The organism is Mucilaginibacter metallidurans (genome assembly GCF_003286435.2).
GTDB classification, from domain to species: domain Bacteria; phylum Bacteroidota; class Bacteroidia; order Sphingobacteriales; family Sphingobacteriaceae; genus Mucilaginibacter; species Mucilaginibacter gossypii.
Genome location: NZ_CP043449.1, coordinates 5792724 through 5809621, shown reverse-complemented (window position 1 = coordinate 5809621; position 16898 = coordinate 5792724). Strand labels below are relative to the sequence as shown.

General features: G+C 42.7%; 8 protein-coding genes. 7 read left to right on the top strand and 1 reads right to left on the bottom strand.

Features of this window, described 5'->3' with window-relative positions:
* Window positions 1–398 precede the first annotated feature (398 nt).
* The 7 genes from DIU38_RS24725 (at window position 399) to DIU38_RS24695 (ending at window position 14745) form a co-directional block, all read left to right on the top strand.
* On the top strand, window positions 399–1601 hold the full coding sequence (locus DIU38_RS24725) for a hypothetical protein (protein ID WP_112653012.1): 1203 nt from the start codon (window positions 399–401) through the stop codon (window positions 1599–1601).
* Window positions 1598–3913 (top strand): hypothetical protein, encoded by a 2316-nt coding sequence (locus tag DIU38_RS24720; protein ID WP_112653011.1) that lies wholly within the window; start codon window positions 1598–1600, stop codon window positions 3911–3913. Before DIU38_RS24725 ends, DIU38_RS24720 begins: the two co-directional genes overlap by 4 nt.
* Before the next feature lie 280 nt (window positions 3914–4193).
* Window positions 4194–6107: an ATP-dependent nuclease gene (locus DIU38_RS24715; RefSeq protein WP_112653010.1), complete on the top strand. Its 1914-nt coding sequence runs from the start codon at window positions 4194–4196 to the stop codon at window positions 6105–6107.
* Window positions 6107–7828: a UvrD-helicase domain-containing protein gene (locus DIU38_RS24710; protein ID WP_112653009.1), complete on the top strand. Its 1722-nt coding sequence runs from the start codon at window positions 6107–6109 to the stop codon at window positions 7826–7828. The genes DIU38_RS24715 and DIU38_RS24710 overlap by 1 nt, the downstream gene beginning before the upstream one ends.
* A gap of 212 nt (window positions 7829–8040) precedes the next feature.
* Complete coding sequence (locus DIU38_RS24705; RefSeq protein WP_112653008.1) at window positions 8041–12003, top strand: P-loop NTPase; 3963 nt, start codon at window positions 8041–8043, stop codon at window positions 12001–12003.
* 55 nt (window positions 12004–12058) lie between these two features.
* A complete protein-coding gene (locus DIU38_RS24700; protein WP_112653007.1) occupies window positions 12059–13138 on the top strand; it encodes a hypothetical protein in 1080 nt (359 codons plus the stop codon).
* 221 nt (window positions 13139–13359) lie between these two features.
* On the top strand, window positions 13360–14745 hold the full coding sequence (locus tag DIU38_RS24695; protein ID WP_208057733.1) for a recombinase family protein: 1386 nt from the start codon (window positions 13360–13362) through the stop codon (window positions 14743–14745).
* Window positions 14746–15594: 849 nt separating this feature from the next.
* On the opposite strand, the gene DIU38_RS24685 is transcribed toward DIU38_RS24695, so the two are convergent.
* A complete protein-coding gene (locus DIU38_RS24685; protein ID WP_112653005.1) occupies window positions 15595–16893 on the bottom strand; it encodes an HlyD family secretion protein in 1299 nt (432 codons plus the stop codon).
* Window positions 16894–16898 lie beyond the last annotated feature (5 nt).

Here is a 16898-nt window from a genome sequence, read left to right as displayed (position 1 = left end):
TATTGAGACTACTAACCATTTTAAATAAAGGTTTTATTTACGAAAGTGAATCAATGTTTCAATAAACTTCTAAAACAAGATGATGTTCAGTTATCCTTTGTTAATGGTTTAACATAACTCTATATTATCCTTTTCTTCCATTTATTCTGTTATCATATCTAATATAAAAATTACGCAATGGCGACTCTTTACGGACTCTAATGGCCAAGTTTGATCAATTCCGCTGACTCTGTAAGAAGTTCTTCGATTTTCCTGAGTTGGATATGATTTTTTCCTACTCAGGATATCTATGTAATTACAACGACCATCACAACATTCCTTAAGGACATAGCAAAGCTATAGCCTAAATATAATCATCAAATTTTTATTATGTTTATACTTTGAATACTTCGGATCAAATGCCAGTAATTAAAATTAAACAAACACTTCGGTTTTCAGACTTTGACCGGTATTACGAAGAACTTAACTCTTTCAACAATGCATCGGAAAAACTGGATTTAGAACTACCCACTCAGGTTAGCAAGAGTTTTTTTTCCATTACATCTAGCCTCATCCAGTTTGCTGCGAGCTGGTTGCGTACGGATTATTACGGGAAACTTTTAGTCGATCTAACAAACGAGCCGCTGGCGATTCAAAAGATGTATGAAGAGGAATTCTTTTTCCCTATCGTCGCGCTGGCGTGGAATGATATACAAATAGTTAATCTGGAAGGGTTGAATATGCGCCCTGTATTACGCGACTATCAAAACGATTTTATATTAAAAATGCGGCGCATCTTACCGCTCAAAGGCGAGAAACTATTGTTGGTCAACCTGGACCATTTTTCTAACAACAACGGTATCCTGCCATTTTTCGAAACAAAAAATCAATCACCGACCAGCGAGATCAGCTTGCTGGATAGCCTGCGGCTACCGGTCATAAATAGTGTCCTGAAATACAGTAACCAGAACAAGAATGAATTTCTAACAATATTCAATGATATCGCGGCCATTATATACGAGCTGATGAAGAATACATTCGAATGGGCTAAAACTGATGAGAACGGGCTGCCGCTATCGCCAAACGTACGGGGGCTGTATATTCGCTTTTACAAAAAAACGAGGGCGTTATTATTAAGCGACTATGAAAAGAATAAACCGATACACCAGTATTTCAGCGATGACACGACGCTTCAGACAAACGAAACGGGTCAAATTTACTTTATCGAAATATCTGTTTTTGACAGTGGTGTTGGTTTTGTCAGAAAGTTCAGGGATGATGATATTCAGCCGCTTAACGATATCGAGATCATAAAAAAATGTCTCATCAAAAATCAAACATCTGATACCGGGGTTTTCAAAGACAAAAAAGGGATAGGTCTCGACAGGATACTGCGTACGTTGGATAAAAAAGGTTTTTTAAGAATAAAAACTGACAAGTATTGCCTTTACCGGAATATGATCGAATCACCTTACCAGGAATTACAGAAACAGGATTTCCGAATGGTGGAGTTGAACGATTGGTACACTCAAAAACCTGACGAATTTACCACTACGCCATTTTCTTCCGGCAGTAACATCAGTATCCTGTACCCTTTGTCTATAAAACCTTATACCAAATGAAAAACTACTGCATTTTCAATTTAATGTATAAGTCCAGAGGAAGGCAGGTAAGCGCTACAGCCATATTTTGTCCGGGTTTACAGGTCGATGTATATGCATTACAAGAGGAACTGAAAGATTATTACCAGGCCTATTACCAGACTGAAAAGACAATCGTCATCGGGGGAAACTATATGGAGAACCTGGCCAGCGACATTTTTGCCAATAAGGAAGCGATCTTTCGCTATGTCCCGCAAATTGAAGAAGCATCATTTTATGATAACCTACATATACTGGCGTTTGATGGTAGGGGCAAGCTTAGTGAATTACAACATGAAGATGCGAAGCCTTATCCGGATTTAAGTGTATTCAGCAAACAATATATTCATAAGGGTCTGCAAGAGATTTTTGTTAAAAACGAGGGCCTGGTCACTGCCGCCGGGAAACACCATCATTTTGTTTTTCCCTCCGGAAAACATAGTGACCGGTTTTTACGGGTGGCGAACGTATTGATCTATAGTTCAGAAATTCTCTTCGTTGCGCACAGCCTCTTACCGTTCTTCGACCCGGATTTATATAAGACAATATATTGCGATACCTCCTCGATCAATTCCGTAGCGTTAGCCTTAAACGACCTGATCAACAGGTTCAGGGACGGTCAGGATCAAAAAGTCTATCCAATCGTTAGTTTTAGATCATATGAAGGTTTATATAACAACAAAAGCCTAACCCTCAAAGCAAATAACTTCATCATTATTTCCGCCTCAACATCCGGCGGCATGCTGGACTATTTCCTGCGGACACACGGCGAGATCAAAAAAGATAATTTGGTAATCCTCTATTTCCTGGAAAACAGAAAACCCAGTGAAGCCACGCTGGAACAAGTGGTCTGTAATTTGACACATAGTGACGCGAATCCAAATGGTATAGAAAAGTTTCACACCCCTGATGCTGAACAGTGCTCATTATGCAAGGAAAATTCATTTGCAGTTGAAGTTGCCGGAGATGTTTTCCTACTCGAAAAACCGAAGGTGAACAGTATACGTATCCGGGCGGAGGATATGGACTTGTCTACAATCGGCCCGTTTGTCAACCAGTTCATGTCTGTACAGGGGCAATCTTCATTTTTGAAAGTCAACTACAAGGAAACGGGAGATGAGTCATCCAAGAAATATGAGATTTACATCGATTACGGTCATGTGATTGACTGTATAACTGAGGAAAGATTAAAGAACTATAAAACCAGGTTAGATGCTTATATCCACCAATTTGTACCCAGTAACCTGAAATACATTCTTTATCTCAATGATACGTCGTCAAAAAAACTCGCGGGTTATATCTACAATGCCGTTATCGCCAATTATGCCAGTGATAAACAGCCTGAAATGATTAGCCAGAATGAGTTTAAAACTGTTAAGAAAAGTGCAAACGGCAGCATTGTTATTGTAGGCTCCTGCATTTCAAATGGAAAAAATTTACTTTATCTAAGCCGGGCGCTTCGTAATTACGATCTCCGTATCATCTATTTCATTGGTATAAACAGGAGCCCCACACCTGAGACTTATTCTTTTTTAAAAACCAATCTGAAATATGGCAGATATGGCAGTGAGAACAGTTCCTTCGTTGAAGTGGAAAAAATTCATTGCTCTAACCTTTCGCTGGAAAACGCGTGGCAGACAGAAGTGGAATTTTTAAAGGCGAAAATTGCTGAAGTGGATGACGAAGACATCCTGAAATTTCTCAGGTTGAGACTAAAGACGATCGAAAATGGTTATTCAGATGATATTCGCGGCATTCATAATGACATTTTTTTACCGCGGGTATTTCCAAGAAAAAGCACTGAGCCGCTCAAAATACGCCGTAATTCAGCATTTTTCAGCAAGCCTGACTATGCGAAAAATGTGAGCCAGTCGGATGTTTATTTTACCATCGCTTATGTCATAAACCGGCTCCGTTATATTAATGGCGGTCACACCTTGAAGCAATCCATGTTTGTACGGAACGTGATAGCGCCGGAGAATTTAAATCGTTTCAATGATGGTATTATCCAGGCCTCTATACTTAGGGGCGCGAAGAAAAACGAACTTAACTATGCGATCAGCGACGAACTTTCAGCACAAGTCAGGGAAATCATAGTCACGATTTTTAAATACTACGAACAGGAACAAGGGGAAGCCATCCTCGAATTCCTATTTGCGCTCGCTATAAAAAAACTTTTCTTGAAGAAAAGAGACCTTTTATTACTACTTCAAGAGCTTGAAACCATACCCAACAAAATTATTCAATTCTACACCCAACTGATTAAAACTAATCTTACATCCCAAGTGACATAACCTACCGGCTTACTATACAATCCTTAAAGATTTTCTCCACTTGCGTTCGCTAAATGACGAATATTGTTATATCTGATTATTAATAAACTTGGATAAACCACAATATATTGACTCCTGTTGGCCGATTTAACTTTGACCACTTTCGATTATTCTAACCAAGTAGTTAGGAATGCAGCCGAAATTGGCGAAGAGGGGTCAATCAAAATGGTTTTTCCATATATAAGTTATTATATATATTTTTTCATAAACTTGCATAAACAACCTAATCTATTGTCCGTCTGTGTATTTAGCATGCATTCAAATCAAAAACTATCGCGGTATTTCATCGCTGACGGTTCCTTTTGACCCCAACATAAGTATTATTATAGGTGAAAACGGATGCTGCAAGACAGGGGTCATCGACGCCATCAGATTACTATATAATCTCGGTAACCCACGAAAGGATATCTATCTCGCGAATGATGATTTTTATATCGACAGCAAAACCGGCAATCAAACCAGTCAGATCGTAATCAAATATATTTTTCGCGGGTTAACCGGCACAGAAAAAGGCGCTTTATATGAATATCTGGTGGTTGACCCGGTGGATTCAAAAAATGATTATGCGCAGATCACCTTGATTTACGAGCGCCGTTCGAAAGGATATCCAAAGTTTTCTTACTACACGGGTGCTACCGAGGAACAGAAAGCAGACAGCGGATCTTTTGAGATCTTCCAACATTATTATCTCGGCGCGTTACGCGACAGCACGACTGACCTGCTAAACATTAAAACCAATGTGCTGGGCTCAGTGATCAAGCGTTTGGTAGAGCGAGGCAAAACGGAGGCCGAGTTCCAGAAAATCATTAAAGACGCTAATACTGAACTTCTGAAAAGGCCCGAAGTATTGTCAACCAGAACAGGTGTAAACCTTCATCTTGACGATATTTTTAAAATTTCACAGGATAATCAAATTGGGCTCCGTATAGAGGAATCATCAAAAATCGAAAGTATCGTCAATGTCATCAAGCCTTATTTGCCACATGACAAAAAACTGTTGGAGAATGATGGTTTTCAGCTTTATCAAAACAGCCTTGGGTTTAATAACCTAATCTATATTGCGATCATCCTCGGCGACATCAAAGAGCGGCTGGCGGATAACGCCAACCAGCACTTTGTACTGCTGATTGAAGAACCGGAAGCACATTTGCATCCGCAGCTTCAGTTGAACCTCTATAACTTTCTTAAAAATGCCAGCGCACCGGCTAATTGCCAGTTGTTTATTACCACCCATTCACCAACGCTCACTTCGAAGTCACAGCTAGATAATATCATCGTGCTTAAGGGCTCGGCGGTAAACATCGGGGGATGCTTTAAGGATCGGGCGTCGGAAAATATCGTTGAACAGGTCACAAAAAAAATCACTTTAACAGATGCAGACTTTCTCAAGCGGAAAAAGCAACTTGAACGGTATCTCGATGTCACCAAAAGCCAGTTGTTTTATGCGCGGGGGATCTTATTTGTTGAAGGTATTTCTGAAAAATTACTCATCCGGGCTTTTGCCGACATCCTTGAATCAAAGGTGGATGACCACCGTTGCGAGATTGTGAGTGTCGACGGCCTTTCCTTTTATTCTTTTATCCATCTTTTCAATTCCATCAACCCGGATAAAAAGCTGATGCACAAAGGGTCGGTTATTACCGATGATGACCGGTTGGCGAAAGTGAAAAACACTTTCAAAAACCTAACCGCATCCAGTTACAAAAACCTGGACGGCTTTCATAAAAAGCTCTATGCGGCCGGTATTGGCAACCGCATGGGCAACCTCCGGTCAACGCTGCAGGCGCATACCACGGAAGTAAAATTATTCCCTGCGTTTAAAACCCTTGAATATGAAATCGCGCTTGCCAATATTCCAGCCGATAAAAAAGCTCTCGCAGATAACTTTTTCATCAAATATCTACGGACGATTGAGGGAAGGAAAATAGCGATAATCGACGGGTATGTTAATACCCTACCCAACCCCGGCCTGACCCTTCCCGAACGCCAGAAGATTGCGATCCTGGCATGGAAGGCGCTACCCGCAAAGGCGGAATTTGCTCAGAATTTCTCGCTTGCGTTAGATGAAGAGCTTATCAGGGCTGCGGCAGCCGGGGAAAAGGTCAATTTCGTTGTGCCTGACTATATCTGTAAAGCCGTAAAACATGCGATTTGATGATGGAGTTCGAGATCAACGATGATAACAGGCCTTACCTGGAAGCCAGGGGCAAAATAGTCCTTAATGCCTGTCCGGGCAGTGGTAAAACCACGGCGGTTGCCTATAAATTGACCGAATTGAGCAAAGAATGTGCCGCTGCCTACGGTGACTTTGCAGGTATAGCCTGTTTGTCTTTTACCAATGTCGCCAAAGAAGAAATTGCGGAGAAGTTTCACCGCTTGACCGGCAGCCACTTCGACTACCCTCATGAAGTGGCTACATTGGACAGCTTCGTCAACCAATATATCACTCTTCCTTTTTACTACCTCTTAGGAAAACCCACGCAACGCCCGATCATTATGAACGTGGTTTCATTTCTTGATGAGACGAACCTTGGCAATTTCAAGGCGGTATCAAAGCAGCCGCTTACCAAAATCCTCGCACCGTCCAAACTTAAAATCGAAATGGACGGCACGGTCACCTGGAAAGGTACGATACCCAAACCGCAAACGGTCGATACAACGACATTTATCCAGTACGGCAAAGCTTTTAAATCATGGCAGATAAACAATGGTTACCTAAACAACGACGACTCCACTTATATCGCTTATAAGCTTTTAAAAAAGCACCCGCAGATTGCCAAAAGCCTGATTGCGCGCTTTCCCTATATTATCATAGACGAAGCGCAGGATACCTCCGAAATACAATATGCTATATTGGATTTGTTAGCGTCCGCGGGTTTATCGAATATCGAGTATGTCGGCGATCCGTATCAAAGTCTTTATGAATTCCGTGAAGCCCGTCCAGATCTCTTTTTAGACCGGTTCCGGGATACCGCGAACTGGCAACCGTTCAGGCTTAAAGATTGCCGCCGCACTTCTCAAAAAATCATCGACACCTATAGCTTATTCCGCGATGCAGCTGAAACAAATATAGTATCGACCTGCAAGCATACCAGTGACCACCAGGTAAAAGTCCTGCGCTATGATCCGGCCGACCTTGATGACCTGATAGCCCGTTATGAAACGTTAATTGACCCGGAACTAAAAAATCATATCCTTGTCAGAGGGACTACTCACCTGGAGATGTTCGGTGCTAAGCCATCTTCGGAAGAACCCTGGAAAAACGGTGCGGCAAAAACATTGATAGAGGCTCAAACCTATTTCAACGCGGGCGAGACCAAAGGGGCAGTAGGCACCATCAGAATGTTCCTTGCTGAGATCCAAATCCCGGCTGGCACCCACCGCCAAAAGCGAGACCAGCGGGATCAGCTCAAAATTGATACAGGCTTAAATATCCTGCTATTTGATTTTTTGCGGGGCATGCCGTCGTTAAATAATACGTTAAAAGACTGGACTCAAAAGGTCACTGATCATGTTCTGGCTATATTCAAAATCAGCGTCAATTTAGGGCTTAAACAAAAAGGGCAGGCATTTTATCAGCAGAACCTTAAATCATTGCTATCACCCGCAGCCAATGTGCCTTATCCGGTCAGCACCATACATAAAGTAAAAGGCATGACTTTTCAATCGGTCTTATTGGTGCTGAGCGAGGATAGCACGGCTGCCCGATTGTCCTTAAAAGATTTCAGCAAACCCGTTGGTTTGCCAAGTGAAAAGCAACGGATGATTTATGTTGCTTTATCAAGGCCGGAATTACTGGCTTGTATAGCAGTACCTAATGTAATTACCGAAGACGAAATCATCACTGTTTTAGGTAATAATATCGATTTTGTTTAAGGGGAAAGCCTTCGATGATTGGTTGAAGAAGGCAGGACTAACTGAACTGAGTGAGAAGATAAAGTCCCTGCAATCCAAATAAGGGCAAAACAGACCTGCCATCAGCAGGTCTGTTTTGTTTTAAGATTGAAAGCCTATGTGCGCTACTTCAGATTATTTTTATGGCGCAAGTGTACTTATCTTTGTTAACACCGGATCCGGCTTAACCTAAAATGAGCAAAAAACAGCACAAAAAGAAACCTGCACAACCTGTCGCAGCTGCAACGAAACTGCCAATTGATAACCTGAACGCAATTGCCGATAAGCGTACCGGAGGTGCGATAAATATCAGCGGTATTACTTATCAAACCCTTTATGCCACCTATACCTTGCTCAAAGAATTTGCCGGGGAATATTCGGATGCGGGGGTTCGACTGGAAGGCCTGGAAGATATCGATCTCAACAAAGGCTGGTTAGATTTAAACGGCCAGGAACTCATACAACTAAAGTCTTCGATCAATTCGCTGGATGCGGCGGGTTTTGTAGAAATGGGTGTGCTCCGGAATTTCCTCGAGGTTTACAGGCTCGACAAAGCTTACAAGTTCAGGTTCGTTTACAATATGAACATTGCTGCCGGCAACCTGGAAAGCCTGGTGGCCCAGAAATTAAAGGGCAACTCCCTCGATTATTGGCAGCAAAAGATCGGTGCCCTTGCCAAAGATATCCCAGATTTCCGGTTGGAGGACTTCCTTGCCAGGGTTTCGTTTGAGAAAGTAACTGCGGAAATGCTGTTCACCCGCTCCGTCAGTTTGCTGCTGGATAAATACAAGGTTAACCCCGGCACAGAACTGCAATACCTGAAAAGCATTTTCTACCTCGCATTAGAATGGTCAAAGGACCGGTCAAGCGTTAATCACCGCATTTTCCGGCAGGCGATGCAACAAGTTACGGACGCTTTTTATAAGGGACCCATCAACCAGGCCGTCGTTAATGGGTGGATTGTCCCGGTAAAGTTCCTGCCCGATACCAACACCGATGCCGCTGCTTACTTTGATGGCAAGGCTGCTCGGCCGGAACACATTGCATCGCAACTCCCGGCCCGGCGTCCGGTGTGGGAACGGCATTTGCAGGAACAACTGGAAAGCGTTGATGTCGCTTTGATCAAGTCGTCCAGCGGCCAGGGCAAATCGACGCTGGCCTGGCAGACAGCGTTCAACCTGTCGCCAAAATATACAGTTTATCAGCTACTCCATGCTCAACTAGCAGAATATACCGAACCCATCGTGGACTTTATCAAAAGCCGGGTACAAATCGGCGAATCGCCGCTGATCGTTCTCGACGGCCTTGATCAGCAGTTACAGCACTGGACGGCGGTTGTCCTCCGATTAACGGCCTTTCCAGTAAAATTTCTGCTGACCGCAAGGGAAGAGGACTGGTATTCCTTCAGTAACGACCTGTCCAAAATAAATATCCAGATCACCAATATTGCACTGAAAGAAGACGAGGCGAAAAGCATTTATCAGCAGTTGAAGGAAAAGAAAAAAGTCCACGTGGGTAATAAAAATTGGCAAACTTCCTGGGAACAGATCAGGGAAAAAGGCTTACTCATCGAATTTACCTATTTGCTGACCAAGGGGGAAATGATTGCGGAACGACTAACCGCCCAGATCAAAAAACTGAACGCAGGGGAAAGGGACAGCGCGGCGAAAATAGAGCTGCTCCGGATGATCGGTTTTGCCGACATACTAGGCATCAGATTGAAAAGTAAAACTTTGCTGAAACATATCCAGGACACGACGGGCATTAGTGGTGACCGGGGCGAATTGTTGAAAGAACTTGAGCTCGAATACTTCGTCAAATTTGGTGAACAATATGTGGAAGGTCTGCACCCGGTGAGGTCTGCGCATTTGGTCAAACTATTACATGAATATGTAGCGGCTGAGGATAGCCTGATGAGCCTGCTCGGCATCATCGGGCCGGAATATTACGCCCAGTTCGCCGTCGGTGCTTTGGACCATGTGAGCGATAAGCAACAATTCCTAAAAAACACCGCTGAAATCATAGCATGCAAACGCCTGATCGATATGGTAGCGGTGATCGACGGACTGATGAAAAGAGAACCGCAGCTTTATTGGGAAAAAAATGAGGAAACATTTGATAAAGTATTTGAGAATGGCGGACTTGAAGTTTTTATAGCGGATACCTTACCTTTCATGCAGCTCAACATGATCGCCAGGCTGCTGGAAAGCTTTGGCGACGAGTACAAGAACCCATCGACGCTCCTGGATAACCTCAGGGCTTTGAGCAAATACAATTTCCAGAACAGTGACGTTGCTTCGTTCATCCGGCTGCTGGAAACCGCGCTGGGTAAAAAAGAGATCAGCGAACGCGAAGGCCTATCGAGATTGCTCAAGTGGATCGATAAAGTAGAACACAGTAACAAATTAAGCGTCAATATCACAGAAGTTGATCTGCTGAATGCCCTGGAAGGCATGGATCTGGCCGCGGCTGATGAACTGTTTTACTACTTTAGGGCAACACAGCCGGTGCGTTACAAAAGCTTTACGACCCTGCATAAAAATGCCATCTTCAGCTGGCTTAAAAGGGCCACGGACACCGTAAGCGTGGAAGAGCAGGGCAATAACCTGCATTTACAATACGTACATGATCCCGACAAGAATAAATTAAATGAACAAAGTGTCGTGAGGATCGAAGTTTTCCATTCCTTTTTTCCGGACTATGACGAATATCACACCGACTTGATTTATCTGCCCTTTCCAAACGAAGAAATATTTAAGGTCACCCGGACGGATGCGCATAAGGAGATGCCTGCAAAAAACCTTTTCGATCCATTTGAAGTGCAGATCAATCAGACCTGGTCAAGGACAATTCTCAAAAATTATGAAGCGGAATCGGTTTATGACTGGCAAAACGAATTTATCGCGCTGCGAAAAACATTACTGGAATTTACCAAGCGCTGTACGCAGTTCGTTGAGTTTTTAATCGAGAATAACGAGGCCAGGAAAAAGCCGGCAGTCCAGCATTTGATACAGGTCAGCAACGAGGCGCTGACCATGATCCGCATCCGGAAACGTTTTCCCGACCAGAGTAATCGCGAGGAAGATGCGTTGTTCAAAAAGCAATACAGAGAAATCGATGAATGGGTACTCGGTAGTCAGAATTTCATCAATCAGTTCTCCCTGCTGGTGTTGAAAGAACCCAACCAACATTTGACCCTCATCAATCTCAGAAAGATGGTATTGAAACTGGCGAATGCGCAGCGGGGTTTTCATGATATCTCCGGTGAAAACAATACTTATTTCACGCTGAACGAACTGGAAAATGAAGAAACAACCTGGTATTGGCGGCTCCGGGCTACCGTTGAATATTTTGAAAAATTCCGGGACACGTCCGTTAACGCTGCCAAAGCCGCGGTGAGCAGCTGGTGGGCAAATGATCAGACCGAAAGGCTGTTGATCTTGCAGGAGGGTTTAAGAATCATCGGCGAAAAAAGCCCTTACAACTTCCTGCCACCAAGCGCGATCAATGAGGACGAGTACGGCAGGACTGCGGCGATCGGCGTCATCGGCTTACCGGAAGATCCGGTGGAAATGGAAAATCAACTGTTCGAAATGATCTGGACACTGGTGCCCTTGTCGAGCCTGGATATCCTCACTTACGATCTGATCATCGTCAGGGAAGGGAAAGCCTCCGGAGGTGTCAGGGTACAGCAAACGTACCTCGAAAAATTGCTTAACCTGAATGATACCGGTGAATTTGAACCCAGCGAATTTGGTAATCCCATTCCTATAAATTTAGAACCGGAAACAGTCGCTCTGCTTCCCGGTGTATTCATGCCGGATATTTCCGGAATGAACCTTACGCAGGATTTTTCAAAAACGATCACCGCGTTATGGCAACTGCAGCAATACCGGACTTTTCTTGATCCGGCAAAACCGGTGGAACAACAATGGTTCGATGCATTAGAACAGGATTACCGGCATAAAGTTGACCGCTTGCTCAGCCAATTGGAAGAAACAGAAAAAGCCGATTGCGAAATCCTGGCTCCTTTATATGAGCAAATCTTTAACACTAAAGCGCAAGTGCCAACATCATTATTAGTGGATACGTTAATGAAAAAAGTGCTGGACATTAATGAACAAATATTTCAGCAAAATGGAACCAGCGGCAATTAGTATCGCAATAAATATTTAGTTAATTTTAAAAAAGCATTTTATCACACACCTTATCATGTTCGAGCGATTATTCAACCAAAACCGTCCCACCACATTAGTAACCTTTTTTAACTCCATCAATAACGAGCCCTGGGACTATTTGTCCGTGCTGCAGATCAAAGCGCACCAGCTTCACCGGGCAACGCAGCAACAGATTTTAGATAATCCGGGCGATGTCGCCATCGGGGTCAACCAGGTCGAAGTCGTATTGGGGCATACTTTTTTTAATTTGTTCGGCAGCCTCGTTATTAAACATCACGACGACGGTGAATTAAGGCTGATGTTTAACCAAACTTCTTTCGACGCCGATCAGGTGGCGGCTTTATACCGGGAACTCAAAACTCATTTTGGCCAGGGCATACACCATCAGCCCAATTTTTCATCGTTCGAGGACCTGCAAAAGATCCGATCGATCGCCCAAAAAAAATATGACGGGCCGAACGATGAAATCTGGCATTACTGGTCTGCCGGACGTTTTGGGTTTGTGCTCAATTACAAGATCGAGCCATTGGGGCAACTGCTGTTTAGCGTAACCAACAGGCCCGAAAAAGTGGCGGATGTCAAAATCCGTGACAAAGGCACCTTACTGCAATTACTCCAACACAATATCACCGAGCTTTTCGGGACAGAAGAAAACTTTTCGATACCCATTATCGAAAACGGCGAGGTTAAATTCACCGATTACGTTTTCCATGTTGACCCACCCGAATTACGGATTTTTAACACCGTTAAAATCAGGGTACTGGGAACCGAGCGTTCCTTAACCAACGTAAAGTCTTTACTCGTCAACTATCAAACCGACAATACCTGGGAAATCAGGGATGTCATCCTCCTCGTTGACGCCCTGTTAAAAATCTACGGGCCGGATGATACCGGTTACGAGGAATTACAACCTCATGAGATCGACAATATCGAACAAGAAAGCTATTGGACCGGGCGCAGCTGGTTGATCAACCAGGATCATGGCCTGCAGGATTTAGGGGACACCTCACAGCAAACCCTTTATTGGATCAATCTAAACATGAATCCGGAGGACGGCCTGAATCTGAGCATTCTCGGCTTCGACCACATGGAGGCTTATCAAAATATCTACTAAGTCAGTTCCTGTTTTTTTATCAATTTCAGCGGAATATCCACCCTCAACACGTACGTTGTGCTGCGCAAATTTTGATAACGTATCTGCCGGCCCCTGCGGCCAGCTGCATCAAATATAACATTTTCAAGGGTGCATGCAGGCTATTGTAGATATCACGGTTCCTTCCATACTTTTGATACCCATACGTTTCTTTTTTCGTTAGATATTGAAAAAATAAGTTTATGAAATCAGCTTATTTATATGTTCGTGTAAGCACTGACGAACAAAAAAGAAGAGGCTATTCATTGCCCGAACAGGAAGATCGATTGATCAAATATTGTCAATCGAATAATATCTATGTTAAGGGTATCTATCGAGAGGACTTCTCTGCAAAAGACTTTAACCGGCCAGAATGGAAGAGGCTAGTGTCCGAACTGAGAAAAGGCAGGGCCAGGGAAGAAAACAACATTCTATTCATCAAATGGGACAGGTTCAGCCGTAATATCCAGTATGCATACGAAATGCTGGGCATCCTCAGAAAGCTCAATGTGTCGGCAATGGCCATTGATCAGCAGATAGACCTTTCCGTTCCCGAGAGCTCTGTGATGTTAGCCATCTACCTCTCTGTTCCAGAGGCGGAAAACACGAGGCGTGCCATGAATACCTTGAATGGAATCAGAAAAGCCAAAGAGATGGGCAGGTATCCCAATAAGGCTCCCGTAGGGTATGTGAACATGTCGTCATTGGATGGCCGTAAGATTATAGTGCCAAAACAGCCCGAAGGCGGGATTATAAGATGGGTGTTTCGTCAGCTTGCTAAGAATGTGTATAAGATCGGGGACTTATGCGAGATGGCGGTGAATAAAGGACTAAGAAGTACACGCTCAAATTTCTCCAAACTTATCCGTAACCCTGTTTACTGTGGTCTGATACCACTGAAGCTCGGAAATGGGGAAACAGTGATGATAAAAGGAATACACGAGCCGCTAATACCGGAAACCCTTTTCTATGAGGTACAGGATGTCATTAATACCAAAAGAAAGGTTAGTACTATAAGGGGCGATTTCAGGTCAGCTTTTTTTCTTGCTGGTTTCCTAGTCTGTCCGCTATGCCGCAAAAAGCTTACCGGGAGTTTTTCTCAGGGGAATACACGAAAGTATGCCTATTATCACTGTCGGAAAGGGTGTAGAGCAAGAGTTAGAGCGGATAAACTAAACTACAGTTATAGGGACCAGCCCCAGAAATTGGAACTGTCGGAAAGGGTAAATGATCTGTTCAGTATCATTCTTGCAGACTGGAATGTGGATGCACATAAGTTGGAGGTTCTTTATGAAAGGCAGGCGCTTCGACGCCAATTAGGCGAGCAGGAGACATTGCTCTCCAGAGCGAGGAAACTGTTTGTTGAGAACATATTGAAACATGACGACTACAGCGAAATGAAAAGTGAATTTCGGAGGATTACTGACGGCATAAAGAGAGAACTTTGTAACGTTGCCACCAAACTTAGAACCATCGAAGAACAACGAAAGCTTGATCTCAGATCCTCGATCGACATATTTAGAGGCTTTGATAGTCTTGATACGGCCGATAAAAGCAATTGGTCAGTTTTTTTCCTCCTGTGGACATAGACCTTAAGAAAAGTGAGGTCTCTATTGGCCTTAATGTTGCGCTTTCGAGGATATTGGTTGCAAACAGAATAATGTGAAAAGTAAATGGACTTTACAGATAAGAAGATTTCCAATAGAAAGGCAATTGCGTTGCTTGCTAGAAACGGCATAGAGGTTAATGACGAAGAGGCTACGGTAATAGTGAGTTTTTTATATCTCATGGCCAAGATTCATAACAGAAAAATGGTTTTGAATGATACCGAGATCCTTAAGGAAAAGTCGAACAGGTCGAATAATTCTTTAGCGTTACATTGATAGGCTTTTTAGACCTAAATTTGTTTTGGTATACCTTAACTGGTTGGAAAATGTCGAACTGGTAATGGGAGAGATGCAACTGATTGAAATGCAGTTTTTTATGGGTATAAAAAAAGGAAACAACAAAGATATGCTGTTTCCTTATGGTAGGGAATCGGCCAAAGTTCTGACTTTCATAATGATATAGAGGCTATTGTCGCTGCAAATAAAATTATTGAAACTACGAACCATTTTAAATAAAGGTTTGATTTTCCAACTGTGAATCAATGTTTCAATAAAGCTTTCAATTAAACATGATAATGTTCAGTTATCCTTTATTGATAGCAGAAAAGGCATGGCTTGATAGCCCAAGGATATTCAATCATTTTTTTAATTATTGAATCAGTTGACTACTTAATATTTGATTCGAGCCCAGTTTGGGGACTTAGATAGATATGGTCGCCAAGCTTTTTCTATGTCTAAAATGGATTCTCGGACACTATTTCAGACGATTTTTGAAACTGCAATTGATTCAATTGCCTTATTAGTCTGTTATTTTAAAATGAAATGTGACGGTTACTTGCTATTTACTGCCTTGGAGATGTTTCTAAGTAGTCTCTCCATTATGGTTGCGTCTTCCGTAATTATTTCAGCATTTGCAAGCATCCCCTCTTTAAGATGAACCTTTTTTTTCATATCAGACATTTTTGAAAAGAATTGAACTTTAGAAATGAACACGCTGTCTTTATACGGAACATCAGAAATATAACTTATTCTCCCTTGCATCATTCCATATTCCTCAAAGGGATATCCCTTGAGTTTTACTAATACCCGTTGGCCTTCTTTTACTTTTCCTAAATTATCCTGCGGGATATTCATGTCTCCAAAGAAATTCTCGTTACCCGCATTGATATAGAACACATCCTGGCCAGAAATAATTACCTGATTGCGTTGAAGAAAACCAGCGAAAGTTACACGTCCACCTTGGGAAGCTGATATAATATACCTGGAAGCCCAATCCTCAGACTGACTTAGAAGACTGTTTAGTGCTTGCCCAAATTTGGATTTTTCATCCTGTATTTGATTGTCCAGCTCCATGATTTCCTTTTGCTTTGATAACATATTCGTATTTGCTGTTATCAGGGATCCATCCGTTTGCAACATTGGTGATTTACGGGATAAGTATTTACTTTCAGCCTGCCGTAATTCTGAAATTGTTTCGACCTTTTCTTGCGCCAGTTTCTTGTGCATATCATATTCCTCTTGGGCTAAGTTAAAATCACGTTCTTGCAACTCACGCTGTGCTTTCAATTGGTTTGTTTGTTCTCTGAGCGATTCAATATCCTTTTCAAGATAGGCGCGTTTTCTTATCAAAAAACCATCATTCACTGCAGTGTTGTATGTAATAAAGGATTGTGCAAACGTTTGATATGCAGACTGTAATTCACCCAGTTCACCGCTGTTGTTTAACGTAAATAAACCGGCGTTTATAGTGCTTTCGTTATTTAATTGTCTTTGCACCTCCCGAAGTTTTGACAAAAGTGTTAACACAGCGCGATGATCGGCGGTGCTTTCAATAAAGGCCAGGGGTTGCCTGTCATGGACAATTTGATTATTAACCACTAATATCGAGACCAACTTTCCTGAAATTTTAGCCACTAACTGTTTAGGTTTATCTGGAGTCGTTATTTTGAGTTGGGCCTTTACTACATCCGGATATCTGATAAACACCGACAGGCATAAAGCTAAAACGAGTACGCCAAAAAATACAGTAATTCCCCAGCGTAATAACCATGGCGGCACGGCAGTGATGATGTCCTGCATGTCATCCGAATGCCTGACTTCCTCACTTTTTAATTTGTTCAACAATGGCATAAATA